At 61.5% G+C, this 26,329-nt stretch carries 22 protein-coding genes; 11 read left to right on the top strand and 11 right to left on the bottom strand.

The window, feature by feature from the left end:
* Positions 1-7 precede the first annotated feature (7 nt).
* Positions 8-1,399, bottom strand: coding sequence for a GumC family protein (locus tag EOA78_RS03140; RefSeq protein ID WP_245477285.1), 1,392 nt, complete (start codon positions 1,397-1,399; stop codon positions 8-10).
* 52 nt (positions 1,400-1,451) lie between these two features.
* On the opposite strand from EOA78_RS03140, the gene EOA78_RS36840 reads away from it, so the two are divergent.
* Positions 1,452-1,748 carry a hypothetical protein gene (locus EOA78_RS36840; protein WP_245477266.1) on the top strand — a complete coding sequence of 99 codons (297 nt, stop codon included), beginning with the start codon at positions 1,452-1,454 and terminating at the stop codon, positions 1,746-1,748.
* Positions 1,745-3,058, top strand: coding sequence for a VpsF family polysaccharide biosynthesis protein (locus tag EOA78_RS03135; RefSeq protein ID WP_127313839.1), 1,314 nt, complete (start codon positions 1,745-1,747; stop codon positions 3,056-3,058). The genes EOA78_RS36840 and EOA78_RS03135 overlap by 4 nt, the downstream gene beginning before the upstream one ends.
* An 18-nt stretch (positions 3,059-3,076) precedes the next feature.
* Here the strand turns inward: EOA78_RS03135 and EOA78_RS03130 are convergent, their stop codons facing one another.
* Complete coding sequence (locus EOA78_RS03130) at positions 3,077-4,189, bottom strand: hypothetical protein (RefSeq protein ID WP_245477265.1); 1,113 nt, start codon at positions 4,187-4,189, stop codon at positions 3,077-3,079.
* Positions 4,190-4,719: 530 nt separating this feature from the next.
* Between EOA78_RS03130 and wecB the strand changes: the two genes are divergently transcribed.
* The 3 genes from wecB to EOA78_RS03115 all read left to right on the top strand — a co-directional run bounded on the left by wecB (position 4,720) and on the right by EOA78_RS03115 (position 8,004).
* A complete protein-coding gene (gene wecB, locus EOA78_RS03125; protein WP_127313837.1) occupies positions 4,720-5,874 on the top strand; it encodes a UDP-N-acetylglucosamine 2-epimerase (non-hydrolyzing) in 1,155 nt (384 codons plus the stop codon).
* Positions 5,867-7,204, top strand: a complete 1,338-nt coding sequence (gene wecC, locus EOA78_RS03120) for a UDP-N-acetyl-D-mannosamine dehydrogenase (protein ID WP_127313836.1) — start codon at positions 5,867-5,869, stop codon at positions 7,202-7,204. The genes wecB and wecC overlap by 8 nt, the downstream gene beginning before the upstream one ends.
* Before the next feature lie 86 nt (positions 7,205-7,290).
* The gene (locus EOA78_RS03115) at positions 7,291-8,004 is read left to right on the top strand and encodes a WecB/TagA/CpsF family glycosyltransferase (RefSeq protein ID WP_245477260.1); all 714 of its coding nucleotides are present in this window, start codon (positions 7,291-7,293) and stop codon (positions 8,002-8,004) included.
* A 125-nt stretch (positions 8,005-8,129) separates the two neighbouring features.
* Here EOA78_RS03115 and EOA78_RS03110 read toward each other — a convergent pair whose 3' ends face one another.
* On the bottom strand, positions 8,130-9,569 hold the full coding sequence (locus tag EOA78_RS03110; protein ID WP_127313834.1) for a polysaccharide biosynthesis C-terminal domain-containing protein: 1,440 nt from the start codon (positions 9,567-9,569) through the stop codon (positions 8,130-8,132).
* Positions 9,570-9,720: 151 nt separating this feature from the next.
* Here EOA78_RS03110 and EOA78_RS03105 point away from each other — a divergent pair, with 151 nt between their 5' ends.
* Positions 9,721-10,839, top strand: a complete 1,119-nt coding sequence (locus EOA78_RS03105; protein WP_127313833.1) for a glycosyltransferase family 4 protein — start codon at positions 9,721-9,723, stop codon at positions 10,837-10,839.
* Positions 10,840-10,948: 109 nt separating this feature from the next.
* On the opposite strand, the gene asnB is transcribed toward EOA78_RS03105, so the two are convergent.
* Positions 10,949-12,775, bottom strand: a complete 1,827-nt coding sequence (asnB, locus tag EOA78_RS03100) for an asparagine synthase (glutamine-hydrolyzing) (protein WP_245477255.1) — start codon at positions 12,773-12,775, stop codon at positions 10,949-10,951.
* Between asnB and EOA78_RS35805 the strand changes: the two genes are divergently transcribed.
* Positions 12,768-12,989, top strand: a complete 222-nt coding sequence (locus EOA78_RS35805) for a hypothetical protein (protein ID WP_164783616.1) — start codon at positions 12,768-12,770, stop codon at positions 12,987-12,989. The genes asnB and EOA78_RS35805 overlap by 8 nt on opposite strands.
* A 122-nt stretch (positions 12,990-13,111) precedes the next feature.
* On the opposite strand, the gene EOA78_RS03095 is transcribed toward EOA78_RS35805, so the two are convergent.
* Positions 13,112-14,353, bottom strand: a complete 1,242-nt coding sequence (locus EOA78_RS03095) for a cellulase family glycosylhydrolase (protein WP_127313831.1) — start codon at positions 14,351-14,353, stop codon at positions 13,112-13,114.
* A 117-nt stretch (positions 14,354-14,470) separates the two neighbouring features.
* On the opposite strand from EOA78_RS03095, the gene EOA78_RS03090 reads away from it, so the two are divergent.
* The 3 genes from EOA78_RS03090 to EOA78_RS03080 all read left to right on the top strand — a co-directional run bounded on the left by EOA78_RS03090 (position 14,471) and on the right by EOA78_RS03080 (position 18,731).
* Entirely contained in the window at positions 14,471-16,378 is a 1,908-nt protein-coding gene (locus EOA78_RS03090) for a heparinase II/III-family protein (RefSeq protein ID WP_127313830.1), read from the top strand.
* A gap of 239 nt (positions 16,379-16,617) precedes the next feature.
* A complete protein-coding gene (locus EOA78_RS03085; protein WP_127313829.1) occupies positions 16,618-17,613 on the top strand; it encodes a sterol desaturase family protein in 996 nt (331 codons plus the stop codon).
* Between the two features lie 236 nt (positions 17,614-17,849).
* On the top strand, positions 17,850-18,731 hold the full coding sequence (locus EOA78_RS03080; protein WP_245477249.1) for a GNAT family N-acetyltransferase: 882 nt from the start codon (positions 17,850-17,852) through the stop codon (positions 18,729-18,731).
* Between the two features lie 78 nt (positions 18,732-18,809).
* Here the strand turns inward: EOA78_RS03080 and EOA78_RS03075 are convergent, their stop codons facing one another.
* The 6 genes from EOA78_RS03075 to coxB form a co-directional block, all read right to left on the bottom strand.
* Positions 18,810-20,126 (bottom strand): sorbosone dehydrogenase family protein, encoded by a 1,317-nt coding sequence (locus EOA78_RS03075; protein WP_245477320.1) that lies wholly within the window; start codon positions 20,124-20,126, stop codon positions 18,810-18,812.
* A gap of 108 nt (positions 20,127-20,234) precedes the next feature.
* On the bottom strand, positions 20,235-21,320 hold the full coding sequence (locus EOA78_RS03070; protein WP_164783621.1) for a c-type cytochrome: 1,086 nt from the start codon (positions 21,318-21,320) through the stop codon (positions 20,235-20,237).
* Positions 21,320-21,943, bottom strand: coding sequence for a cytochrome c oxidase assembly protein (locus EOA78_RS03065; RefSeq protein ID WP_164783620.1), 624 nt, complete (start codon positions 21,941-21,943; stop codon positions 21,320-21,322). The genes EOA78_RS03070 and EOA78_RS03065 overlap by 1 nt, the downstream gene beginning before the upstream one ends.
* Positions 21,940-22,320 carry a hypothetical protein gene (locus tag EOA78_RS03060; protein WP_127313825.1) on the bottom strand — a complete coding sequence of 127 codons (381 nt, stop codon included), beginning with the start codon at positions 22,318-22,320 and terminating at the stop codon, positions 21,940-21,942. The genes EOA78_RS03065 and EOA78_RS03060 overlap by 4 nt, the downstream gene beginning before the upstream one ends.
* Positions 22,321-22,327: 7 nt before the next feature.
* Positions 22,328-24,844, bottom strand: coding sequence for a cytochrome c oxidase subunit I (ctaD, locus tag EOA78_RS03055; protein WP_127313824.1), 2,517 nt, complete (start codon positions 24,842-24,844; stop codon positions 22,328-22,330).
* Positions 24,841-25,818 carry a cytochrome c oxidase subunit II gene (gene coxB / locus EOA78_RS03050; RefSeq protein WP_127313823.1) on the bottom strand — a complete coding sequence of 326 codons (978 nt, stop codon included), beginning with the start codon at positions 25,816-25,818 and terminating at the stop codon, positions 24,841-24,843. The genes ctaD and coxB overlap by 4 nt, the downstream gene beginning before the upstream one ends.
* Positions 25,819-26,056: 238 nt before the next feature.
* Here coxB and EOA78_RS03045 point away from each other — a divergent pair, with 238 nt between their 5' ends.
* Entirely contained in the window at positions 26,057-26,293 is a 237-nt protein-coding gene (locus tag EOA78_RS03045) for a hypothetical protein (RefSeq protein ID WP_245477244.1), read from the top strand.
* Positions 26,294-26,329: the final 36 nt, after the last annotated feature.

The following is a 26,329-nucleotide window of genomic DNA, read 5'->3' as shown; positions in this document are numbered from 1 at the left end:
CCTGGATTCAGGCTCGGCTGACGTCGATGCCTGATCGGTTCGGCGGCTGGCGAATGTCGCGAACGATGCCCATGGCAATTGCCAGCAGCATGCCTAGCGCAAAGCCGGCGAAAGCTCCCAGGCCTGCCATCAGGGGGGTGCGGGGCGGCCACGAGCGTCCCTGTGGCGGCACGGCGGTGGAAATCACCTGTACATTCGTGGTGTCGATCTGCTCGCGCTCGGTGATTTGGCGCGAGCGAGACAGGAAGCTTTCATAGACTGCCCGCCTCGAGGCGGCGTCGCGTTCAAGCTCACGCAGGGCGACCTGGGACTCGCTGTCGGTGAAAACACTGCTCTTCAGATCGTTCATCTTGGCGCTGAGGGAAGCCAATGAGGCGTTGGCCTTATCCAGGTTGGCTTTTGCGGTGCCGACCGTGCGGGCGAACTCTGCCCTGAGTTGGGAACTGACGGTCTCGAATTCTGTCCTAAGCCGGACAATCGTCGGGTGGCGCGGACCAAAGGTCATGGATTGTGAATCGATTTGCTGCCGCAGGCTATTTGCCTTGTCGCGCAGTGCTGCGAGTGCTGCCGAAACCGCGGGGTCAGGATTGGCTCCATTGACACCGGAGGCAACCAAGGCGTCGTAACTTGCCTGCGCTGCGATGACGCGCGATTGCGCCTCTCCAATTTCGCTATTGAGCTGCGTCATCGTCTGCGAGCTGACAAGCTGGCCATTGCTGGCGGACAGGTTGTGGCTGCGCCTGTAGCTCTCGACCTTCTCTTCGGCCACTTGCACATCGCGCTTGAGTTGGCCGAGCCGGCCCTCAAGAGCAGCTGCGGCACGGCTGGCACCAGCAGCTTCGGCCTTGGCCAGTTCGTCCTGGAAAGCCTTCACTATGGCTTGCGAGATCAGGATCGCCTTGCCGGTGGTTTCTGCCGATACCGAGAGGGTTGTGACGAACGACGTTTCATCTGCAGCGACGCTGACCCGCTCCGCCAGGCTTTTCTGGGCGATAAGCTTCGGATCGGACTTGGCGCCACTCGCTGCAGCACCAGACGTGGAGGCGCTCTGGTCCGGGTCAAAAAACTCCGGATCGTTGGCCAGACCGAGTTCGTCCACTACCCGTGCAAGCACGTTGCCCGAGGTCAAGATGCGCTGCTTGCTGCGCGCGTTAAGGATTTGGCTGTCGACCTGGCCCGGTTGCGAGTAGAGATCGTTTTCCACAACCTGCAAATTGGCAGGATTGATGAGGATTTCTGTCGTAACGGTATAACGCTGTTTGCTCAGCAACCCATAGGCGGCACCGATGACGCCGCCGGCCACTGCCAGCATCAATGCCAAGACGAGCCCGGCACGCAGCCAGACAAACAGGCGTCGAAAATCGAGCTCAAGGAAATCGCCGATCTTGTCGAGCGTCACCGTCGGGACAGGCTCGGGCGTGTGCGGAGTGACAGGGGCGGAGGTGCGTGCCATGACTGGGGCATCCTGTTGCAGCCTTGCCCTGCTGGCGCGCCGTGCATTGGCGATCCGCTCGAGTGCGCTGATATCGGAATCCGCTGCAGAGGGAGGGGTTGTGCCGGAAGCGGCGGACATGGTGCTAACTCTTGTTATTCGCTACGCGGGCCAGCACTACAGAAAGAACGTTAACATCTCATTTTCCAAGTTGGCATATTTTGCCGAGTCACACGCCGCGTCCGTTCGGCGGTCCCTTGAATGGATCTCGTTGGCCAGAATGCCGCTTGAATACCCCGATTTGGATGGGCCATGAGTTATCCCGCTGCCGCATGGGAACGATTGCTGTCCAGCCAGGCGCGCCGTCAGAACGCGCTGTCGATTCTGTTTTTCCTATGCGCTGCGTTGGCGTTCCTGCTCCGCTTCACGGTTTCACCGCAGATTATGAACATGGTCGTCGACTATACGGCCGACGGTGGTTCATTCTACGAGAAACTGCATTTCGGCACCTATGCTATCTTTCTGCTGCTTCCGTTCGTTCTTTTCAGCCGGCCGTTTCTGCTGCAGGGCGACGAAATTGGAATCTTCAAGGCTTTGCTGCTCTATTCTGCGCTGATTTTCGCGCTGGTGCCGTATCTGTTCATCACCGGCCGCGCCGGCTCCTCCGGGTTCATCATCGATACCTATCTGGTGGCGGGCGCCGCAGGCCTGTTGATGCTGGCCATGAATGCGGAAGTGCGGCGGGCGTTGGGCGACGTCGTGCTTGGAATGGTGATCGTCAGCGCCGTGATGGGCACGGTCGAAGCGGTGACTCAACATCGATTTCTGCCTTACGGTCTCAACGAACTGCAGTTCAGGCCGATCGGGCTATCGGCGCACCCGTTGGCACTAGGAGCGCTCTGCGCCACTGTCATTGGATTCGTACCGCTGACACGCTGGCGCATATGGGTGCGGGTGCTGGCGATCTTCGTATTGCTCGTCGGTTGTGCTGCGTCAGGCGCTCGCGCCGCCCTGTTGCTAGCTGCCGGAGAAACCCTCATTCTGCTGATGTTCGTGCCTTGGCCGCGCCTGACCCTCAAACACCAGCGGCAGGCCAAGTCTGTCGTGCTGCTGTTCGCCCTGGCGGCCGGCGCAGTGCTGGTGGCCATACTGTTTTCGGGCGGACTGCTGAACCGATTCGGCAACACGATCTTTGACGAAAATTTCATGGCTCGGGTGACGATCTACCAAGTGTTCGGACTTGTTAGCTGGAAAGACATCCTGTTTGGCATGAACGTCGACGACCTGCTGGCGATCGTCAACGAGAAGCTGCATCTGCCCTACATCGAGAGCGCGCCGGTGGTCATCATCATGCTCTTCGGCTTGCCCATAGCCGTGCTCTTCATCACGCTGGTATTCTGGTTCATTTTTCGGCTGCTGCGCGCGGCGCCGCTGCCGGCATGGATCGGCACCATGACGTTCCTGCTTGCTGCGCTCTCGAACAACGCGCTCTCGTCAAAATCGCCGGAGATCGCGATTATCGTGGTGCTGCTGCTTGCCTATAGAAACGCGCCGTATAGAAACCGGCCGAACAGCACATCGTCGGCTGCGGCTGCATCCGAGCGCATACCGGATCGGCTCGGATAAGCACAGGCTCCAGACGCGTCAGCCGGCGCTATCCACAACCTCAACGTTGCCTGCGCGATTAAGCGTGTGAATGCCCGTGCGGGCCCATGCCGGCCCCGGGCCGATCGGGCGGGGCGGCGCAAAACGGACGTCGAAATCGTCAAGCCTATCCAGCCGCATCAAGCCGAGACCGCCGCCATAGGCTTTCGACCCGTTTTGCACCGGCAGAACTACGGCGTCACCCTGGCGAATAAAGGCGCCGCCGGGCCGAGCGGCCGAGTGATCGACGGCGATGGGATTGAGCGCATGCGCGACCCACGGCCCGCGCAGCGAGGGTGCGGAATAGAGCGTCATCGTATCCGACGCGCTGCCGTAACCGAACCGCTCCGTCCCCAACAGCCAGAAGCGCCCATCCAATTCGAGCAGCGTGGCGTCATTGAAATCCTTGTCCGTCATCAGCACGGTGTCGCGTACCCAGCGATCCGGAAACTGCGCGGCGCGGTAGAGCACAAGCTCGCGCGCCGCCCCACTTTCCGGAATCATGAAAATCTCGCCGGCCTGAGCGAACAGCTGCGGATACGACAGGTGGTGCATTTCCTCCAATACCACCCTCGGCACACCGAAGGTGCCATCTTCGCCCAGCTCGGCGACAGAAATCACGCCGCGACCCGTAGCGTAGGGAAATTCCTCGACAAACAGATAGTGGCGGCCATCCCGCTCGAGGACGAATGGATCGGCATAGAATCGCTGGCCATCGTCCGCCAGCACGGTGAACGGCTTACCGTCAAGTTGCCCGGTTTCGGCGACACCTGGCCCGTCGATCAGCCGATAGGCAACCTGCCAATAAAAGGGGCGCCGTCCAAGTCTGAGTTTTTGCACGGCGCGATCGACCAACGCCCTGCAGAAAAAGGGCAGATAATGCCGGACAAAACCGCCGTTCCTTAGGATCGGTGCCGGGTTATCGGCAACTGGCACAAGTTCGCCCGCGGAAAAACGGGCGACGCTTTGCGCAACCAGCGAGATGGCCCCAGCGAGCAGGTCGTTGCAGCTGCGAGATAGCCAGAGCCGGTCGCCGAGCATCGGTCGCCCGCGGGCGACTGTGACGCCATCGAGGCGAACGGCAAGTTCGGGCGATCGCCCGCTCGCCAGCATCTCGGCCACACCGGCGGGGAAGGTGCTGTGGCCGCAAAATTCGAGCGTCAGAACCGGCGTGCCTCGTCGTGCGGCAGTGCCGGTGAGATCGATTACGAGGTCGGCTGGACCAGAACCGCCAGACGACAACGGCTCGGACCGGCTTGCCAATGAGGGACCGAAGCGCCGGCTCTCGACCGCCAGCACAATATCCAGGCCGCGTGCGATCGGCGCAGGCGTCGGCGCGCGGCAACTCGAAACCACGTGACCAGCTGCGTTCAACCGCACCAGGAGCTCATTTTCCCAGCGCCGAGATCCGACGGTGTGGCCGATAATTAAAATATTAGTCAATCGAATATGTTCTTTTTCAAGACTACTGTGCCAGGATACCTATCGGTTTAGGCTTTCATAAGAGTTACCGGGGAGAACGCGGGCTTGGCTGTTAATCATATATTAAGATTTAAGGTCCCGAAGGCGGCTTCTGCCGCTATTATAGCTCTTGTGGCGAATAACCAGCAGGTCGCGATGCCTTCTGGCGACCAGGATCAGCAATGAACGTCCTTTCACATCCGAAACTGCCGTTCAGGCAAAAACTGCTGATCGTGTTCGGCACGAGGCCGGAGGCGCTCAAATGCTTTCCGGTAGTGCGTGCCGCGCTTGCCCATCCGGGTCTTGTTACCGAGACATGCATCACCGGCCAGCATCGCGAGATGGTCGACCAGGTCATCGAACTGACCGGCCTGCCGGTGCATCACGACCTCAACATCATGCAGCCCGGCCAGACATTGTTCGACGTCACCTCGCGCGTGCTGCTGGGCATGGCCGAAGTGCTGGAGAAGGCGAAGCCCGATATCGTCCTCGTGCAAGGCGACACGACCACGGCGATGACTGCGGCTCTGGCTGCTTTCTACAAACGCATCCCGGTAGCCCATATCGAGGCAGGATTGCGCAGCCACGATATCAACTCTCCCTTTCCAGAGGAACTGAACCGCAAGATTGCCGGCGACATAGCGACGTGGCATTTCGCGCCGACCATCCAGGCGCGCGACAATCTCATCGCCGAAGGAAAGGCTGCGAACACCATCTTCGTGACCGGCAACACTGTGATCGACACGCTGTTGCATTTTTCCGGCGCGATCGACGCCGACAAGTCGATGAGCGCCAAGCTCGCCGCCCATTTCCCGTTCCTCGATCCCGCCAAGAAAATGATCCTCGTTACCGGTCATCGCCGTGAGAATTTCGACGGCGGCATCCATCGTATCTGCACGGCGCTGAAGGGGTTGGCGGTGCGCGAGGACGTGCAGATCGTCTATCCGGTCCATCCCAACCCCAACGTGCGCTCGGTGGTCAACGCAGAACTGGGTGGCGTGGCGAATATCCACCTGGTCGACCCGCAGGACTATCTGCCGTTCCTGTTCCTGCAGAAGCAGAGCTATCTGGTGCTGACCGATAGCGGCGGCGTGCAGGAAGAAGCGCCTTCGCTCGGCAAGCCGGTGCTGGTGATGCGCGAGAATACCGAGCGGCCCGAGGGGATTGCGGCGGGCACCGCCCGTCTCGTCGGCACCGATATCCAAAAAATCCTGTCGAATGCCAACAGCCTGCTCGACGATCAGGCTGCCTATCGCGGCATGGCGGAACGACACAACCCGTATGGCGATGGCCGGGCCGGTAACCGGATCGTTGAGGAATTGCTGCATCATGGCTGAGATCAAAACCGTTTCCGTTATCGGCATGGGCTATATCGGCCTGCCGACCTGTGCCATCTTCGCCAGCCGAGGGCTCGACGTCATTGGTGTCGACGTCAACGAAGCGGTGGTCGAGAAGGTCAATCGCGGCGAAATCCACATCGTCGAGCCGGACCTCGATGGTTTGATCCAGAAGGTTGTAGCCAACGGCAAGCTTAGGGCCTTCAGTACGCCGCAGCCGGCGGACGCGTATGTCATCGCAGTGCCGACCCCGATGACCGAGGACCACAAGCCTGACGTGAGCTATGTGCTCGCGGCGGCACGAAGCATCGCCTCCGTGCTGAAGCGGGGAGACCTTGTGGTGCTGGAATCGACATCGCCGGTCGGCACGACGCGCATCATGACGGGACTACTTGCCGAATTGCGGCCCGATCTCAAATTTCCTCTGGTGCATGGCGAAGAGGCCGATGTCCTGGTCGCCTATTCGCCCGAGCGCGTGTTGCCGGGAAAGGTCCTTACCGAGTTGATCAACAACGATCGCTCAATCGGCGGACTGTCGCGCAAGTCGTCGGAACGCACCGCAGCACTCTATTCAACCTTTGTTGCCGGCGACCTGTTCACGACCCAGGCCGAAAGCGCGGAGCTGGTGAAGTTGACCGAGAATGCGTTCCGCGACGTCAATATCGCCTTTGCCAACGAGCTTGCGGCAGTGTGCCAGGATCTGTCGCTCAACGTCTGGGAGGTGATCGATCTGGCTAACCGGCATCCCCGCGTGAACATCCTTCAGCCGAGCCCGGGCGTCGGCGGCCACTGCATTGCGGTCGATCCGTATTTTATCATCGATGCCGCGCCTAACAGCACGCGGCTGATGGCTTCGGCACGCCGGATCAATTCCGAGCGTCCCTTGTCGGTGGTCAGAGATATAGAAGCCCTGCTAGATCCTTCCCGCAAGCAGACGATCGCTTGTCTTGGCCTCAGCTTCAAAGCCAATATCGACGATATGCGCGAGAGTCCGGCTGTCGAGGTGGTGAAGCTTTTGTCAGATATTCCCAACCTGAAGATCATCGCGGCCGAACCCAACACAAATAGGCTGCCGCATGAACTCGAGGGTAAAGGCATCGTCTTCACCGATGCGCTTTCCGCCATCGACCAGTGCGATATCGTCGTCCTGCTGGTCGACCATCGGCAGTTTAATCTGGTTGATCCCGAAGCGCTCAAGGACAAGAAGCTCATCGACACAAGGGGTTTGTGGACCTGGCGCAAAGCACGCAAGCCCGACGCCCGCATCGAAGGCAAGAAATCAGCGCTCGAACACCTGGCACTTCCTGCAGGTGCAGAGGAGGCCGCATGAACGCGCACGACCCGGCATGGGCGCAGCATCGCCTGTTAGCGTCACGGCGCCGGGAATTCCTTGGCGCGCCGATCCATGCGCTGACCATGGCCGAGACGCTGGCCATCGCCGATGAGGCGATGACCCTGCGGCGGCCGCTGCATCATGTGGTCGTGAATGTCGCCAAGCTCGTGAACATGCGCAACAACGCCGAACTGCACGAGGACGTGGCAACGGCGGATGTAGTCAACGTCGATGGCATCGGGGTGCTTTGGGGTGCGCGTCTTTGTGGCGTCGCGCTTCCGGAGCGCGTAGCGGGTGTCGATATCATGATCAATCTGCTGAGCCTCTGCGACAAGCGGGGCTACAGGCTCTTTCTCCTGGGCGCCGAACAATCCGTTCTCGATGCGGTTAGAATGCGACTTGCCAGGGATCATCCGGGCCTCATCGTCGCTGGCATGCGCAATGGCTATTTCAAGCCGGAAGACGAGGCCGGCATCGTCGAGGCGATCAACGCCTCGGGCGCCGACTGCCTGTTGGTGGCGATGCCGACGCCGCGCAAGGAGCGCTTTCTCAAGCGCTATCGTGACGAACTCACTGCGAGTTTCGTCATGGGCGTGGGCGGTAGTTTCGACGTCTATGGCGGCAAGGTTGCCCGGGCGCCAAAACTGATTCAAGCGATCGGTCTGGAGTGGTTGTTTCGCGTGGCACAGGAGCCGCGACGCTTGTGGCGCCGCTACTATGACACCAACACTGCCTACGCAGCGCTGCTGTGCCGCGAGTTCTGGAACCGCCGGGGACGCCGAAAGGTCGATCTGTAAGTAGCGACTACCCCAACAGGGCACCGGACTGGGGCTACAGCATCGGTCGGAAATCGGAACCGCTTTTTCCAAAACTACGATACGATGCTCTTCGCGGTTGAACAATTGCACGCGCCATCGCAGGTCTATGCGAGCCGTAGCCGCGCCCGCAGCTTGGCTACGAATTGCATCGCGGCGGCAGGATAAAACAGCCAGGTCAGCCCGAAGAAAACCACTGCGCCAGTGGTGCCGCCCGCGACGAGCGAGAAGATGGCCGGCATATCGCCGACTAGAGCGCTGGCAAGGCTGGCGGCCAGCCCCGTGCAGACCGAGATGACGATCGAAACGCCGATGTCTCGCCATGGCACCGGCACCGGCGTGAGCCGTTCGCTGATGATGATGCAGGCCAAAAGACCTGCCAGCGATCCGCCCGCCAGCGCCAAAGCAGCGCCGACCTCCGCCATCGGGGGGATCAACAGCACAGACAGTGCGATTGTCGCCACCGAGCCGAAGGAATTGGCGATGATCAGCAGCCACGGCCGCTTGTGCGCGTGCACCACGGTGCCATAGACGAAGCTGGCGAGATTGGCACACAGCACGCTGAAGGCGATGATCGGAAAGAGCAGGCCGAAACGGCCGTGATATTCGGAGGGCAGCAAGAGCTGCGTGATATCGCTGCTGAGTGCGACCAGCATCGCTGCAACCGGCAGGCAAAGGCGCATCATCAAGGCCATCAATTGCGACAGCAGCCGGCCCGATGCCGCAGGCCCGTCGTCGTCGAACCGGCTGACCACCTCGGGAAAGGCGCCCATATTGATGGAGTTGGCGACCATATCGATGGGCTGGCGGGCCAGTGCATAGGCTGCGGCGAAGATCGCCACCGCGCCGGCGTCGTAATAGATCTTGAGGAATACACGCTCTGCGCTGTGCAGGCCGAAGCCTACCAGCGCCATGATGACCAGGGGCACACCGAGGACGAAGAACTCTTTCTGGGTGAAGCGTGGCGGACCGGCAATCACGCGTCGGGATGCCATTAGGCCCGCCACGATACCGGCGATTAAAACGCCGAGGCTCGAGCCGAGCGATACCGTCAGGAAGGAATCCTGGAACATGACAATTGCGCCGATCGGCAGCGCGAGTTGCAGCACGGCGCGCAGGAACTCGAGCATCGAATAGACCGAATGACGCTGCTGCATCTGCAGCACCGTCAATGCGAAGCGGCCGATGGAACCGGCCATCAGGTAGCTGCAGACGGCGATCGCGAACTCGACCCAGCGCTCCGGCACGATCACTGCAGAGGCGATGACGGATATGATCAGCGCCAGGGCCGTGCTGGCAAGCAACACCCGCCCGGCCAGCATCAGGCTGCCACGGCTGACGTCGCCTTTGCCCCCAAGCCTGAGCAAAGCGATGCGCAGCCAGTTGGTGACGGCAACGTCTGTCATTTCGCCGACGGTCACAACCAGGGTCAGCAGGCCATACTCGGTCTGATCGATCAGCCGCGTTACGATGACCAGCAGGAGCAGCGCGGAAATCCGCGTCAGCAGGATCGCCGGGGCATAGATGAGCGTGGAGCGCAGCAGCAAAGAGTTGTCCCCGGAAAATTCACCTTCGATTAACCGTCGACCGGCGGAAAATCCAGCGCGATGACGGCAAAGGGTGAACAGATTCAGTTTGAACTAACGGATTCGTCGTAAACCTTGTTTGAAACCTTTGCTTGTCGTTCCGAATGGAGTCATGTTGCAGCGTCCACTCCACAATCAAAAAGTCCATGTCCTTGTCGCGACGCCTTCGGGCGTTTCGGGGCAGGGGGGCATCGACCGCATCATGGGCGCGCTGAAGCAGGAGTTTGAGCGGCAGGAGATCGCCGACATCGATGTACGCTTCCTTGCCAGCCGCGGCTCAGGGCATGTCGGGTTTTCGATCTTCTATATGTTTGACTTTTGCTTGCGGATGCTTGCGGCGCGTTTGGCGAAGCGCGCCGATGTCATCCACATCAATATATCAGTCTCCGGCAGCACCTATCGCAAGATGGTGATCGCCGCCTGCGCACGGCTGCTGTCGATACCCTATGTCCTGCATTTGCACGGGGCGCAGTACGAGACATTCTGGAAAGACGATCGCAGTTTCATGAGCCGCCGCATCGAAGCTCTGTTCGAGCGTGCCGGTCGGGTGATCGTCTTGGGCGGGCTTTGGCGCGACTTCGTCGCCAGCCGGGCACCGGGGGCGGCGGGCAACATTGTCATCGTTCCCAACGCCACGGCGGTTCCCTCCTTGGCGCATGTCGGTGGCGGCGACCATGCGCATATCCTGTTCCTTGGCCGCATCGGCGACCGCAAGGGCGTACCGCAATTGCTGGATGCGCTGCACCGCATGGATCCGATCAAAAGTTGGCGCGCCACGATCGCCGGCGATGGCGAAGTCGAGGAGGCCCGAACGAGAACGGCCGAACTCGGCCTTGCCGAGCGCGTTACCCTTCCTGGCTGGGTCGGGCCCGACGAGGTCGCATCGCTGATCGCTTCGGCGGATATTCTGGTGCTACCCTCCTTTGCCGAAAACCTGCCCGTCTCTGTCATCGAAGGCATGGCCGCAGGTCTCGCGGTAGTGACGACGCCTGTCGGCGCCGTGGAGGATATCATCACCAACGAGGAATCCGGGTTGCTGGTGCCGCCCGGCGATGTTGCGGCGTTGACCGAGGCGCTGACACGGTTGGTTGAAAATCCGGCATTGAGAGCCAGGCTTGGTGCTGCCGCGATGGCCGTGCATCGGGACCGGCTTGAGCTCGCACCGTTTGTCGGCGCGATTTGTGAAGTCTGGAGGTCCGTCGCGTCAAAGGCTCAATCGGTCAAGCGCTGACGCTGTCCTGTGTGACCGTGGACGCTGAGCTTGCGCGCCGTCGCTTGAGTTCGGCAGGTGACCCTATGACGCGCAGCTTTGGGTCAAGCGCGACACCGATCCATTGGCGTCACTGCGGCGCTCCAAGCCCAAATTCGCGATGGAATATCTCCAAATTCAACAGCGCCCAAATTAGCTTTTCGTGGTCTGCGGCACCCTTGGTGTGCTCCGAGACGATTTGATCAAGGTGTTTGGCGCTCAAATAGCTGCGAATGACGGATCGAGAGGAGCAAAGATGGTCGTCCACGTAGTTCCTCATTGACCCGCGAAACCATTCGGCGACGGGCACCTTGAACCCGACCTTGCGGCGGTTGAGAATTTCCTCAGGAAGCATGTTGGCCATACTGTTGCGCAAGATCAGCTTGCCCTTCCGCCAACCCACCTTGTAGCGATCGGGCAATTTGCTGACGAACGCAACCAGATCGCGATCGAGGAACGGCATTCTTCCTTCGATTGAACCGGCCATCATCATCCGGTCGCCTCGTTCCAAGAGATTGTCAGGCAACCACGATGTCTGATCGAAAAACAGCGCGCGGCGAAGATGGGATGCCTTCGCGCTCGAGGAGAACGGGAAGTCGTTGCGTTCATTGCGGCAATTGGCCGGCGCACCGATGAGGCGACCGTGTTCCCGCGCTGTCATGGCCCCAAACCAGGAGATCATCCGAGTGGCAAAGTCCCTTTCGCCCGCGCTTCGGGCAAATGTATCGAACTTGGCCGATGCGCCAGGCATGGCGCGTATCAGAGGGGCGAGAACGTTGTTGTGGAGCAAGGCTGGAACGAGCGACCGGTAGATTCCAGCCAGTGACTCCGCGCGATGTTTGGGATACCCGCCGAGAATCTCGTCTGCCCCTTCCCCTGTGAGCACCATCTTGACGTCCTGCGAGGCTCGCTCCGACATCAGGTAAATTGGAATGTCCGAACTTTGTGAAACAGGCGCCCCCAGATGGCGAATCAACTTGGGCAGGTGGTCAATCAGGTCGTCCGCCTCAATGACCAGTTCGCAATGATCGGTCTTGAAATGATCGGCGACGCGTCGGGCGAATGGGAGTTCACTGTAAGCCGGTTCGCTGAAACCGACCGAAAATGTACGAATAGGCTTGTCGCTGTGCTTGGTCATCAGGGCGACGATTGCTGACGAGTCGAGTCCTCCGGAGAGAAAGGCGCCAAATGGTGCATCGCTGCGCATTCTGATCTCGACGGAATGGTCGAGCAGTTCCAGAAATCGCCGCTTGGCGGTTTCGTCGTCGATGTCCTCGGTCAGATCGGTTTGATCTGGAGGCGTATAATAGCGCGTTTCCGTCACTGTCCCTTGCGACCAAACAGCATAGCTTCCGGGGTTGAGTTTGCGGATTTGTTTAAAAAGCGTGCGCGGTCCAGGCACGTACCGCCAGCGCAGATACTCGTGCACAGCGTCCAGATCGAGCTGCTGCGCGTTTGGCTGCGATGACAACAACGCGTTGATCTCCGAGGCAAACGACAGCAATTTTTCGCTTTCCATGAGGTAAAGGGGCTTTTTGCCGAAGGGATCGCGGCCGAGAATCAATTCGTGCCTCTGAGCATCCCAGAGCGCAAAAGCGAACATGCCGCTCAATCGGTCAAACATGGATAAGTGCCACTGATCATAAGCTCTGAGCAGCACCTCAGTATCGGAGCGCGTTCGAAAATGATGACCGAGGCCGATCAGTTCCTGGCGCAACTCGATATAGTTGTATATTTCGCCGTTGAAAATAATTCTGAGACGGCCGTCGTCGATATGCATCGGCTGATTTGAATCGGCGTTTAAGTCAATAATCGCCAGGCGGCGATGCACCAATGCCAATTGGTTCCCGCCGGCGTTCAAGTCCAAGAACTCGATGCCTTCGGCATCGGGACCACGATGCCGCAACGTGTTGGACATTCTGGCGGCCCGATCCTGTGGGTTCTCGACTCTCGGCCCGATCCAGCCGGCAATTCCGCACATTATCTTTTCCCTGGGCGCGCGTATTCGCGACGCTATTTACGACGAATGTATTAAACACTTGGTTGCCGACGAACCGGATCGCGGAGAAAGCCGCCAAGGTGGTTCAAAGGCGGGCTTGACCGGTTCGATAGGCTCTGCCGGTCCTGAATGAAGTGCTGCCGACGGTTGCCGCGGAGACGGCAGCTCGTGCCGTCGCGTGATTGATCACTAGCTTGTGGCGGGGACAGGATTGGCGTTGCCGCCCGGCTGCTCATCCGTCAAGAGGCGCAATGGCTACGGCAGGCCCAGTGCCCGCAACACCTCCTGGTCCGGGACCGCACGCCCTTCGGGCCGGATAACGGTCATCCCATAGGGATTGGAGAATTCCCAGACAGACCATGGTATCACGAAGCGTTCCGCCTGCTGGCGCACCGCCTTGAGATAGCGCAGACGGTCGGCGTCGAATGCGCCCATGCGGCCGTCCGCAGACATGAGGATCACACCGAATTCACCCATGAAGAGCCGCCGGCTTGGAATGCCATGCGCCTCGGCCCAGTCGACCGCCTGACGGAAGCTCGCCTCGAGTTGGCTCGGACCCCAATTCTGCTCGAAATATCGGGCGATTGCTTCACGCGCCGCGACCATGTTCATCATTTGCTCGACCGGGCTCAGGCCGGCGGCGTCCATCTGCGCCTTAAGGGTTTCGGTCACCTTTTCGGGCGTACTGCTGTCGGCCGGCCAGGGCAGGCCCGAGGCGAAGGCGCCTGTCCCGTCGGGCCGCTGGTGCGTGAAACTGTGCGGCTCGTACATATGGAAGCTGTAGTAGAGGTTCGGATCGTCAAAGCCCGGGGTGAGATTGACCAGCCCGGCAATGCTGCCGCCACAGGCGCCTGTTGCGACGATGGTGAGTTCGCTGCTGACTGCGCGAATATCGCGGACCGTGTCTGCCATGATCCGCTGCCAGTCATCGCTGCCGCTTGAATCACAGGGGTAGTATGCCGGCTCGTTGTAAGGCTCGAAGGCTATCTTGTCGGTGCCAACCCTGGCCAGCATGGTGGCCACCGCCACAACCATTTCGCGATAGCTGGCAACGCCTTCGCTGTCGGCACCGTCATAGATCATCTCCATGCTGTAGGCCGGAACCTGGGTGACGCCGTGCAGGTCGAAAACCACCTTAAGGCCGGCCGACGTGACCCGCTCGACCGCTGCGGCAAGTATGTCCAGCGCCTGCTGCCGTTTGGCGCCCTCGCTGGCAAGCAGAGGGCCGGGGTCGACGCTCAGCCGGACGAAGTCGAAGCCCATCGATCGAATGCGCGCAAACACTTCGCCATCCGGCCAATCGGTGAGCGGCCTATGTCCAGCGCGCCACTCCTCCTCACTGCGATAGGGCGGCCAACTGTAGGATCCATCGTCCTCGACCGGCGACCAGTTGAGCCATTCATGCACGCCGACGCCGCGCTGAAGCTGGATCGGCGCAGCGTTGGCGGCTATCGCCATGCCGAGCACCCACGCTGCAACCCACGCCATCCTTCTCATCGCCACTCTCCGCATCATGGTCGGAGATATTAACCGCAGGATCGGAAAAGGAGGATTGCCGTCGTGCGGCTTTTCGACAGCATGGTATATAAGAATCGAAACCTTGTCGGAGCGCGTATGAGAGTCGGCTGGTACATCAACCGGTTGCGCAGCATGGAGCCGGCCGAGGTGTTGCACCGGCTGGGCGAGCAGCGTCGAAGGATCGCTTCACGCCGCCGCGACGACGGCTGGGAGCGTTATGCTTCGCCCCAGTTGCACCCGGTGCTGCGTGGATTGCGCGATGCTGCGCTGGCTGCGACACCGGAGCAACGGCGAGCCATAGCGGCGGCGGCGCAAAACACGCTTGGCGGCCAGTTTTCCGCACTTGGGCGGACATGGCCACGGCGCGATCCCGATCGGCTGTTTCCTCCCGAGCTTTGGCGCCTTGATCCGGTGACCGGCAGGCTTTGGCCGGGTCCCGAGGCCCATACTTTCGATATCGATTTTCGCCATGGCGGCGGCCGCGGCGATGTAAAATACGTTTGGGAGATCAACCGGCTGCAGCAGTTGCCGCCACTGGGCGCCCACCTGCTTCTCGCCGGCGACGACCAGTCCCGGATGGCCATAGAGGCGGCGATCGACAGCTGGCATTCAGCCAATCCGCCGTTTCGAGGGGTTTGCTGGGCCTCCGGCATCGAAGTAGCGCTGCGAGCCATCAGCCTGATTGTCACCATGGACCTGGTCGGCGACCGATTAGGCGCGGCGACACGGCAGCAAGTGGGTGAAATACTGGCGGCAAGCGCCTATTGGCTGCCGCGGTTCCCTTCTCGATTTTCGTCCGCCAACAACCATCTCGTCGCAGAATTGGCTGGCGAGTATCTGATCGGCCTGGCGTTGGGGACCGAATCCAACGCTGTCCGCGGCGCCCTCCTGGCTGAGGCGCGCAAGCAGATTCTCGCCGATGGCGCCGGTGCCGAGCAGACCCCGACATATGCGGCCTTCACCGCCGAACTAATTTTGCTGTGCGCCGCTGCGGCACGCCAGGCCGGAACGCCGTTTCCCACGCCCGTCGAAGGGCGTCTGGCCGCATTTGCCAATTTCGTCGCTTGGCTCTCCCCAGCTGCCGGCTTTGGCGACAACGATGAAGGTCGCGTGCTGACGCTCGGGGACGAGTCGGACTATGTCCGATCCGTCGCCGCCGCCATCCATGGCTTTTTGCAGATGCCGGGCAACGCGGCGGCGCCACACGATTTTCGGGCGCTTTTCTTTGGCAGGCCGTCGGAACCGGCACCGGCGTCGCATGGGCTGCAAACGTTCACGCAGGGCGGGCTCTCCGTCTGGCGCGGTGAGATGAATGGCCGCAGCATCGATCTGACGTTCGACCACGGTCCTCTCGGCTATCTCTCGATAGCGGCTCACGGCCATGCCGACGCGCTGTCGCTCACCTTGTGCATCGATGGCGAGCCGGTGCTGGTCGACCCCGGCACCTGGCTCTACGGTTCGGGAGGCGTCTGGCGCGACTGGTTCCGCTCGACACCGGCGCATAACACGCTGAATATCGAGGGCAAAAGCCAAAGCATCATCGCCGGGATGTTCAACTGGTCGCACAAGGCGCTTGCGGCATTGGTGGAGAGCGAGCCGGGAACGCACTGGAAGCTGCGCGCCCGGCATGACGGGTATAGAAGCCGCTTCGGTGTCGTGCATCAGCGCACCGTGACGCACCAGGCCGACGGGATCGTCGTGACCGACCAACTGCTCGGCGGCAGGCGCGTGGCCGAGGTCGTCTTTCAACTCGCAGCCGGCCTCGGCACCAACCGAGACGGAAGCACGATCATAGTGCTGCGCGGCGACGAGCCGCTGATGACCATTCGGTTTCCGGACGCTGCGGTCGACATCCGCGCCGGCGGCGACGCACCGGGGCAGGGCGGCTGGGTTTCACCGCGTTTTGGCGCCAGGCAGCCAGCCGAACGCATCGCCTGGCACGGCGAAGTGGGCGAAGACGGAATTAAGATCCACCTCGCGGCAATCCCACCGTCGCAAAGATAGCGACCGGCGCAGCAGCAGAGCGGGCCATCCGCTGTTCCGGCCGTATTCGAGATTAATTACGTTCCGACATTTAGCGTTTTGTTACGGTTGAACTGCTAGTCTGGCGCAAATCCGGCATGCTTTTGCTCGTTGCAGCCGCAATAGCCACTTGGTTGCGGGCAACATGCAGTGGGTTTGGCAAGTTTTTTGCTCCGCAATTCGTCGGAACGCCATCTTACGGCCCAGGAGCCACTGCACCGATGTTTTCTGAATTCGCCAGAGTGATTGTGGAAAAGCTTTCGAACCTCAATCTGCTGACGCTCGGCCTCCTGTTTTTCACGGCACTGGGGAGCGCGGTGGTCGCTTACTGGCGGACTGTCGAGCATAAATCCCTGAGGGAATTTTTCGATTTCGCTTTCCCGGCAGAAGTCATCCTGCATCCGTCGGCGCGAGCGGATGTCCTATTCTGGGTCACCAAACGGGCGATAATGCCTTTCCTGCTCATCCCTGCCGGCGTCACCTTCGTTGCCGCCGTGGGCTATGGGACGCACCAGGCAATCGGCTGGCTGCTTGATATCCAGGCGCCGCTCATCGATGGCCCGGCCGGACCGGTGACGATCGTCATCTTCACCGCAACCATGCTGATCGCCTACGACATTTCGTACTATCTCTACCATGTCGCCCAGCACCACTTCCCGTTCCTGTGGGAATTGCACAAAGTGCATCATTCGGCCGAGGTGATGGTGGGAATCACCAAGGATCGGGTTCATCCGCTGGACGACCTGATGAACCGTATCTGGGATGGCGTCATCCCGGGAATATGCTTCGGCATCTGGAGCCTGATCGCGCTCGATCCTGTAGAGATCGCTATCTTCGGCATCAACGTCTACGTCATTCGCAACATCCTGATGATGGACTTTGTTCGCCATACCCATTTCAAGATATCCTTCGGCCCTTTGAACAACATCATCCTGTGTCCGCACTGGCACCAGGTGCACCACAGCATCGACCCTCGCCACTACGACAAGAATTTTGGCCTGCTGTTTTCGTTCTGGGATCGCCTGTTCGGGACGCAGTTTGTCCCGGATCCGGATGAAGACCTCAAATTTGGCCTGATAGATCGCGATGTGCGCGACTATCAATCGCTCTTTGGGCTTTACATCCTGCCGCTCAAGAAGATGGGAGGGCATGTCGTCCGACTGTTCCAGAGGCGTCCCGATGTCATCGCACAGCCACAGGATCGTTCCCCTTCATGAACACCATTGTTCCGATTGACGCTTCGAGCGCAGAGCGCCTGGAAGTTGTCCGCTCGGCGGATCGCCTGGCTGCGATCGAGGCCGATTGGATGCATCTTTGGCACCGCACCGATGGGCTGATCTTTCAGAGCCATGCCTGGATTTCGGCATGGTGGAATACCGTAGCGGACCGTGACCAGCGCGCGCTGCGGATCGGCCTGGTCTGGAATGGCGACAGGCTCGTTGCCGTCTTTCCCATGGCGATCGGCAAGCGCAAAGGCCTGCGGTTTCTCGAATGGGCGGCCGGCAGCTATACCGATTACGGGGATATTCTCGTTGCTCCGGAATGCTCCTCATCGGCGCTGCAGGACGTATGGGCCCAGATCTGTGAAGCCGGTGGCTTCGATATTGCCTTTCTCAATCATCTCTTGCCGGGTGCGGCGGTCCGCAAAATTTTCACTCCGGATACCTCCGGCGGGATCAGGCTTCGCCCCAATCACAGAGAGGAAGTCAGCTATCGCGTCGCCGGACAATGGGAGAGCGGAGCCGCGTGGTTCGCGGAGCAATCGAAAAAAACGCGGCAGAACTATCGGCGCGGCGTCAAGACGTTGGAAGAAGCCGGGGAAATGAAATTTCGCCTGCTTGCGCCAGACGAGCCACTGCAGCCGGTACTGGACCGGCTCTCTGCCCTGAAGCGCAGATGGCTGGTGGAGCGCAAGCGTGAATCCCAACTTTTCGAAGAGGGAGCGCCAGTACTCGCCGCACTCGTCGAGGCGCTGGCGCGCGCCGGCGTGCTGCACATTTTCGTACTTGAATGCAATGGCGCGATGGTCGCAGTCTCCATCAACTTCGTCCAGCACCACACCATGATGGCCTTCGTGACCACTTTCGATCCGGATTTCAGCCAGGCGTCGCCCGGCATGATCCTGATGATGGACTACATACGGTGGTCGATCGATCACGGCTTGGGCACGGTCGATTTCCTGTGCGGCGCAGAGTCGTTCAAGCACAAATTCGCCACCCAGGGTGTTGTCCTGCAATCCGTTCTTGGGACGCGCACGGCGCAAGGCTCGCTCGCTTCTCTTGCCGATCGTATGCGTCAGAGGGTCCGGCATGTACGCGGGCTACCGACAGCTTGATTTCGGCTTGACGGCCCCGGAACGCCGTGTGTGCGAGTATTATCGCCCCCTCATCAGTTCGCCGGGCAGCAGAACCGCTCAAAGTGCCGATTGCGTCTGAGATGGAACGACCCGCCAGACCTTGTTGCCGACATCATCCGCCACCAGCAGGGCGCCGCGCCGGTCTATCGCCACTCCGACAGGACGGCCAAAGGCCTTGTCGTCCTCGCTCAGGAAGCCGGTGAGGATGTCCTGAGGCGGGCCGGAGGGCTTGCCGCCGGCAAACGGTATGAAAATCACCTTGTAGCCGCTGCGCGGCTTGCGATTCCACGAGCCATGCTGGCCGACGAACGCGCCATTCCTGTATTGAGGACCGAACAGGTCGCCCGTGTTGAAGGTCAGTCCCAATGAAGCCGTGTGCGCCCCGAGCGCATAGTCCGGCTTGATCGCCTGGGCGACGAGGTCGGGCCGCTGCGGCTTGACGCGATTATCGACATGCTGGCCGTAGTAGCTGTAAGGCCAGCCGTAGAAGCCGCCATCCTTCACTGAAGTCATGTAGTCCGGCACGAGGTCGCTGCCGATCTCGTCGCGCTCGTTGACGGCGACCCAGAGTTCGCCGCTTTCCGGATTCCAGGACAGGCCGTTCGGATTGCGCAGCCCGGAGGCGAAGAGACGCGACTGCTTCGAGGCGAGGTCGATTTCCAGCACTGCGGCGCGGTTCTCCTCTTCCTCCAAGCCGTTCTCGCCGACATTGGAATTGGATCCGACCGTCGCATAGAGCTTCGTGCCGTCCTGTGAGGCGGTCATGTCCTTGGTCCAGTGGTGGTTCCTCCCCGCAGGCAGGTCGACGATCTTCTCCGCCGGTGCGGTGATCTCGGTCGCGCCCTCCTGGTAGGGAAAGGCCACAATTGCATTGGCGTTGGCGACGTAGAGCTTGCCGTTAAGTAGCGTCATGCCGAATGGCGAGAACAGCCCGGTGAGAAAGGCCGTTTTGGTTTCCGCCACTCCGTCGCCATCCTGATCGCGCAGCAACGAGATGCGATTGGCGCTAGACGTTTGCGCGCCGGCCTGGGTCTGGAAGAGGTCTATGAAGAAGCGGCGTATGCTGCGTAAGCTCTCTATGAAGAAGCTGCGTATGCTGCGTATTCTGAAGCCCTCGTCCGGCTTGGGCGGGGCATTGCTCTCGGCCACCAGCACGTCGCCGTTTGGCAGCAGGTATAGCCAGCGCGGATGGTCGAGCCCGCCGGCAAACTCGTTGACTGCAAATCCCTGGGCCGCCGTCGGCTTCGTGCCCTGCGGCCATGGCGCGGCCTTGGCGACATGGACAGTCGGCAGCCAAGTCGGATTGGGCTCCGGCAGGGTCGGGTTGGGGCCATAGGTCTCCGCGATCGGAACCGTCGCCTCTTCGCGCGACAGAAAGAAGACCGCTCCGCCGGCGACGACGAAAAGAACGATCAGCACGAGAAGGGTGGCAAGCAACTTTTTCACCAGAACCTCGAAAACGTCGAAAGAACGCAAACGCGCTTATCGCGTTCCGGTTGCGGATGGAGCGGCGGATAGTGCGAAGTAGGCCGCAAGCGCGCGGACGTCGTCGTCCGTGAGACCCTTCGCGGCATTGGCCATGAGATGGCCGAAGCGCGTTCCACCCCGCTTTCCCGCCCTGAACAGCCCAAGCTGCGCCTCGATATAGCGCTCGGGCTGGCCGGCGATGGAGGGATAAAGCGGGCTGCGGTCCTGTCGTCCGTGACAGCCGAGACAGGCTGGCACGCCGGCCTCCTTGATACCCCTCTCGGCGATTTCCCTGCCGCGCCGGACAAGTGCTGGATCGCCCTCGCCGCCGGGGTGCATCGTGGGCAGGGCGGCGAAATGCTTGGCCAGATCCGGCCAGGATTGAGGCCCTGCCGCAATGGCGGGCAGGCTCATCAAGCCGCTTGCCCGACCTTCCTCGGCATAGGCACGTAGGCTTTCAAGGAGATAGGCCTCGCTCTGCCCGGCGAGAACGGGGATCGCAGGACCGCGCCCGAGGCCGTCCCCACCGTGGCAGCGGCCGCAATCCGCGAGCGCCTGCCGTAGGGTAGCGGCAGCGCTTTCAGGAGGCGCAAGCCTTGCTCCATAGGCGAGGTCACGGTAGGTGGCTTCGCCCATCGACGGCAGTTCGCGCAGGAAGGCTACCATCGCCCAGACCTCGTCGTCGCGTTCCTGCGTCGGCCAGGCCGGCATGCCGGTGAAGCGCACGCCGTGCTTGACGATGCGGAAAAGTTCCGCGTCGGACCATTCGCCGACGGCCCCGGCAAGGTCAGGCGGCTGCGGCAGCATTCTCATGACGACAGGAGATCGCGGCTCCCCCGGCGCACCGTGACAGATGGCGCAGCCGCGCGCGAAGTGTCCGGCGGCGGGCTGGATCGCATGACGCGGCAGAGCTTCTGGAACGTCGACCGCCAGCGCATAGGTGCGCACAGCCGATCGCATGGCGAAATGGAGAAACCATTCCGTGATCTTCCAGTGGCCGCTTGACGCACCGACGTTGAAAAAGCCGATCCAGGCGGCCAGCACCACGACGAAGGGCAGAATGGCAAGCGCGATGGCGAGTTTCTTCCAACTGATATGCATCAGACCGCCTTCCGCGGCGGGGCGGCGAGCAAGCGCGCGAAAAGCGTCACGCCGCCGGCCAGATAGACCGCCGCGCCGACCAAAAGCATGATTACGCCGCCAAGTTCCTGATCCTGCTGCGCGGAAAGCGCGACGCCGAAGCAGCTTATCTCGCCCGCCCCGTAAAGCGGCCTCGGGGTCAGCGCCAGCAGCGCCCCGAGCAAGGTCATATGGATGGACGTCAGAAGCAAGGCGAAGGCGCCGGCGGCATTGCCTGTGATGTCCGAACCGCGGCGCGGCAGGCAGGCCAGCCACAGGAACAGCCCGGCGGCGAGGAACGTGGCCTGCTCGATGGCGGTCGCAAACAGCGAGCTTTGCGCCAGCGTCCGCAAGGCCGGCGCGTGCCAGGACCAGACAATGATAAGCTCGACGAGGGAGGCGGGGAGGGCGAGGGTGAACGCCCGGTTTGCATCTGGTTCCGGGCGGAGCGGGATCCCAATCGCCATCAGCGGCGCAGCGATCGCTACCACTCCCATATGCGCCAGCATGTGCGCCGAAAACGAATCCCGCCAGGCATCGAGCAGCGGTCCGACCCAGACCAGGGCGAGGACGAGGAGACCGAGGATGAGGCAGGCGCGTCTCACCGGATACACTCCGTCAGGAACAATGCGGGCATCGCGGTGAAGATCACGGCGATGAAGCTGAGACCCGAGAGCAGCAGCGTCGCAAAGCCCTGGAACAGGGTCCGGTCGCGTCTCGTCGGATCGTCATGCGGCGGATCGTCTGTGCCGAAGCCCCATTGCCGCCAGGCGAGCCATGCGGATAGCGCGATGAGCGAGAGGGCGATCAGAGTGGCGGCGGCGATGCCCGCGCGCACAGCGCTGAAACTCAGCCCGACGAGCTCGGGCTTAGCGCAATAGACCGCCGCGCCGATGTAGCAAACGAGGAAATGCGCAGCCCACACCACGGGCGCGGTAAACAGCGTCCAGAGCGTTTCAATCTCTTTCGGGATGAGCCGCATCGCCGCCTCACATCGCTGCCGGAAAGAGGCCAATGGTGGTGAAGGTGATGACGGCGGTGACCAGCAGGAAATGCCAGTAGAGCACCACATTGCTTAGCTCCATGTCATGCTTCGGCGTCAGTCGGCCGGCCAGCGAGCGGGCCAGGCAATAGCCCTGCATTACCGTGCCGAGCGAGGCATGGGCGAGCACCCAGATCACGAGGATCCACACGATTGCGGGATAGACGTGGCGCGTCGGGTCCATGCCGGGAGACCACGGCGCGCCCAAGCCTGCGGCGCACGCGGCAACGGTCGTCAGCAGCGACAGCACCAGCAAGCCGCGCACAGTGGCCGTGGCGCCGCGCCTGTTGAACATGCGGGCCGCCACCATCAGGCCCCACGCTGCAGCGAACAGGATGGCAGCCAGCAGCGACCAGATCGCATCAGGCCCGGCAATCCCCGCGGTGAAGTCGGCATGGATCGTCCAGTAGAAGAAATAGCCGAAGACGAGGCTGGCGAAGGCCGTGCCGTCGCCCACCATGGTGATGAACATCGCCCACCAGCCGACCGAATCGGGGCCGGAGGCATAAAGCGGCAGGCTGAGGCTCAGGCCGACATCCTTTTCCGGCTTCTCGGGGATTTCGCCAGTGCCCGTCCAGAGCCAGTAGATGACGGCGCAAAAACAGGTGATTGCGGCCATCGCCGTCGCGATCCACCAGTGGAAGGTAAGCGCGATGAAGGAGGCTCCGAGCGAAAGGGCCGAGACGATGGTCACATTGGAAGTGCCGCCGACACGCAGCACCTGGATCGGGTCGGCGTCGAGCACAGAGGTGACCAGTCCCTCGCGCCGTCCCTCTTCCGCGTCGGGGAGGTAATAGCGGCCTTCATTGACCTTGCGCGCAAGATCCTTCTGGTCCCAGAGGGGATAGCGGCTGCGCACGATGGGTATCGAGCGCACGCCCCAGTTCTCCTCCGGTTCGGAAATCCATTCCAGCGTGCCGGCATTCCACGGGTTGAGTTCGCCGCGCGGCTCCCGGTGCTTCGGCCTGAGCACGTCGAAGACAACCACCAGCATGCCCGCGGCGAAAATGAAGGCTCCGGCCGTCGAGATCAGGTTCAGCCAATCCCAGCCGATTTCGGCCGGATAGGTGAAGACGCGCCGGGGCATGCCGCGCAGGCCGCTCAGATGCATGGGGAAGAATGCGATGTTGAAGCCGCAGAACATCAGCCAGAAGGCGAGCCGCCCCAACCGGTCGGAGAGCTTCTTCGCGTCGATCAGCGGGTAATAATAGTAGAGCCCGGCCACGACCGGGAAAAGCATGCCGCCGATCAGCACATAATGGAGGTGCGCGACGACAAAATACGTGTCGTGCGCCTGCCAGTCGAAAGGTGCGAGCGCCACCATCACGCCCGTCAGTCCGCCGATGACGAAGATCGCAAGTCCTCCGGTGCCGAACAGCATCGGGGTCGAGAAGATCACCCGGCCGGCCAGCATGGTGGCGATAAAGACGAAGATCTGCACGCCCGTCGGGATCGCCACCGCCTCGGAGGCCGCCGAGAAGAAGGCAAGCGAGATCTGCGGCAGGCCTGTCGCAAACATGTGGTGTACCCACAGGCCGAAAGAAAGGAATCCCGTTCCCACTGCCGCGAGCACGATCCAGGAATAACCGATGATTGGACGCTGGGAAAAAGTCGGCACGATCATCGCCATCAGCGCGATAGCCGGCAGGAAGATGATGTAGACTTCCGGATGGCCGAATATCCAGAACAGATGCTGCCACAGCAGCGGGTCGCCGCCGCGCGCTGCGTCGAAGAACGGCCAGTCGAACATCCGTTCCATCTCGAACAGGAGGTCGCCGGCGATCAGCGGCGGGAAAGCGAACAGGATCATTCCAGCAACGATCAACAGGTACCAGGCGAAGAGCGGCATCAGGTTGATGCGCATGCCCGGCGCGCGGCATTTCATGATGCCGACGATGAGCTCGACGGCGGCCGCGATCGAGGCGACTTCGATGAAGGAAAGGCCGAGCAGCCAGATGTCGGCGCCGATGCCGGAGAACTCCTTGTCGGTGGCGAGCGGCGGATACATGAACCAGCCTGCCGACGGCGCCGCGTTGAAGAAGATGGAGCCGCAGACGAAGATACCGCCGAGGAAAAAGCTCCAAAAACTGAACGCCCCCAGGCGCGGAAACGGCATCTCGCGCGCGCCCAGCATCGGCGGCAGGAGGAAGATCGCGACTGCCTCGAAGATCGGCACCGCGAACAGGAACATCATCACCGTACCGTGCAGGGTGAAAGCCTGGTTGAAGAAGTCGGCCGACAGGAAGTCGTTGTCGGGCACGGCGAGCTGCAGGCGCATCAGCAGCGCGAGCGCGCCGGCGAACAGCATGAAGGCGAAAGCCGCCGAGCCGTACCAGAGGCCAATCTGGAAATTGTTCACCGAGGTCCAGTAGCGCCAGCCGGCCGGATTGGCCCAGACGGCGCGCAGCCGCTCCTCCTGCGCCTTGTATTCCTCCGGCGACCGCTTCTTGATCGCAGCGCTCATTGCAGGCCTCTCAGCCAGGCGGCGATGGCGCGAATGTCGTCCGGCGGCAACATGTTGAACGCCGGCATCCTGGAGCCGGGCTTGATTAGTTCGGACCGGGCGATGAAGCGGGCGACGGCGTCTTCGGTGTTGGGCAGGATGCCGGCTCCGACGGTGGCGCGGGAACCGAGATGCGAAAGATCCGGGCCGATCAGGCCGCGCGCATCGGTGCCCGCGACGAAATGGCAGGACCCGCAGCCATGGCGCAGAAACAGCGCGCCGCCGCTCGCGCCGGCGCCTTCCGCGGGAATTGCTTGGGCGGCGAGCCAGGACCGGAATGCTTCGGGCTCCATCGCCACGGCCGAGAACGCCATCAGCGCGTGAGACGTGCCGCAATATTCCGCACAGGGCCCGCGGAAGATGCCGGGTTTCGTAGCCATAAGCGAAAGCCGGTTGGTGCGACCGGGGATCATATCCATCTTGCCGCCGAGCGGTGGGATCCAGAAGGAATGGATCACATCGGCGCTTTTCAGGGTGAATTCGACGCGCTCGCCGACCGGCAGCCTGATCTCGTTGGCGGACGCGACCGGCGGTCCCTGAGCTGGGCGGTAGACAACTTCCCACCAGAACTGCCTGCCGGTGATTTCAATCCGCAGGCCGGCGGCGCTCGCCTGGGCGAAGGGCCGAAGCCCAGGCATCAGCCACAGTGCATAGGCGAGCAGGGCACAAAGCGTGACCGACGGGAAGACCACGCCGCCCCAAAGGATGATCCTGCTGGCAGACTTTTCGGCCAGCCTGCGGCGGTTGAATAGGGCTGAATGAAGAAGCACGCCGACCACGCCCAGCCAGATGACGGCACCGCCACTTAGCATTATCCAAAACAGTATGGCTATCTGCTGCGCTTCCGCTCCCGCGGGCTCAAGTACCGACCAGGCGCCGGCAAAGCCGCTCGCGAGCGATAATGACGCAGCGGACAGGCTGAAATATTGAACCATTTCCAACCCCTCTGCCGTAAACCGGCGAGAGGGGCGGAAGGTTCCGGGCAACTGAGCTTTCGAACTAGCTGCATTCGCCGTTGCTATTTTGGCAATTTTTCAACGAGTGACGAAACAATTGCGCTCGATCCCCGTTTGCCCGTCATAGTTAGCGTTGGGGCTAGTGTTAGGGCGAATGTTGGGGGCGAGCCTTGGTTGCGAAAGGAGGCGACGATGAGCGCAACCGGCTCGAAGGTTTTTGACAAAAACCCTGCAGACGACAAACATCTGGCTGGACGAGATCATGGCACTTCCTGCGGCGGGTGGCCGAGAGGATGAAATCCACTCGACCCGTGAGTCCCGAGGTGCGACGAAATCCGTGTTCAAAGTTCTCGCCAGGCATGTCGACGTCGGCCAGTCGGTCAAGGTGCGAGACGCGTTGCCGAAGCAGATCCAGGCGCTTTGGCCCGATTGCAGCAGCAAGACAAAAGTCTGAGCTCTCGATACGGTTCTCAGCTGCCTCGGCCCGGCC

The sequence above is a fragment of the Mesorhizobium sp. M5C.F.Cr.IN.023.01.1.1 genome (assembly GCF_003997585.1).
In the GTDB taxonomy this organism is placed as follows: Bacteria; Pseudomonadota; Alphaproteobacteria; order Rhizobiales; family Rhizobiaceae; genus Mesorhizobium; species Mesorhizobium wenxiniae.
This window is presented reverse-complemented; position numbering and strand designations above follow the sequence as displayed.

Coding starts and splice junctions, on each gene's coding strand:
- EOA78_RS36840 (WP_245477266.1), top strand. CDS start 1,452: ATGACTGGGGCATCCTGTTGCAGCCTTGCCCTGCTGGCGCGCCGTGCA.
- EOA78_RS03135 (WP_127313839.1), top strand. CDS start 1,745: ATGAGTTATCCCGCTGCCGCATGGGAACGATTGCTGTCCAGCCAGGCG.
- EOA78_RS03130 (WP_245477265.1), bottom strand. CDS start 4,189: ATGCTGGCGAGCGGGCGATCGCCCGAACTTGCCGTTCGCCTCGATGGC.
- wecB (WP_127313837.1), top strand. CDS start 4,720: ATGAACGTCCTTTCACATCCGAAACTGCCGTTCAGGCAAAAACTGCTG.
- wecC (WP_127313836.1), top strand. CDS start 5,867: ATGGCTGAGATCAAAACCGTTTCCGTTATCGGCATGGGCTATATCGGC.
- EOA78_RS03115 (WP_245477260.1), top strand. CDS start 7,291: ATGGCCGAGACGCTGGCCATCGCCGATGAGGCGATGACCCTGCGGCGG.
- EOA78_RS03105 (WP_127313833.1), top strand. CDS start 9,721: ATGTTGCAGCGTCCACTCCACAATCAAAAAGTCCATGTCCTTGTCGCG.
- asnB (WP_245477255.1), bottom strand. CDS start 12,775: ATGTCCAACACGTTGCGGCATCGTGGTCCCGATGCCGAAGGCATCGAG.
- EOA78_RS03095 (WP_127313831.1), bottom strand. CDS start 14,353: ATGAGAAGGATGGCGTGGGTTGCAGCGTGGGTGCTCGGCATGGCGATA.
- EOA78_RS03090 (WP_127313830.1), top strand. CDS start 14,471: ATGAGAGTCGGCTGGTACATCAACCGGTTGCGCAGCATGGAGCCGGCC.
- EOA78_RS03085 (WP_127313829.1), top strand. CDS start 16,618: ATGTTTTCTGAATTCGCCAGAGTGATTGTGGAAAAGCTTTCGAACCTC.
- EOA78_RS03080 (WP_245477249.1), top strand. CDS start 17,850: ATGGCGATCGGCAAGCGCAAAGGCCTGCGGTTTCTCGAATGGGCGGCC.
- EOA78_RS03070 (WP_164783621.1), bottom strand. CDS start 21,320: ATGCATATCAGTTGGAAGAAACTCGCCATCGCGCTTGCCATTCTGCCC.
- EOA78_RS03060 (WP_127313825.1), bottom strand. CDS start 22,320: ATGCGGCTCATCCCGAAAGAGATTGAAACGCTCTGGACGCTGTTTACC.
- ctaD (WP_127313824.1), bottom strand. CDS start 24,844: ATGAGCGCTGCGATCAAGAAGCGGTCGCCGGAGGAATACAAGGCGCAG.
- coxB (WP_127313823.1), bottom strand. CDS start 25,818: ATGGTTCAATATTTCAGCCTGTCCGCTGCGTCATTATCGCTCGCGAGC.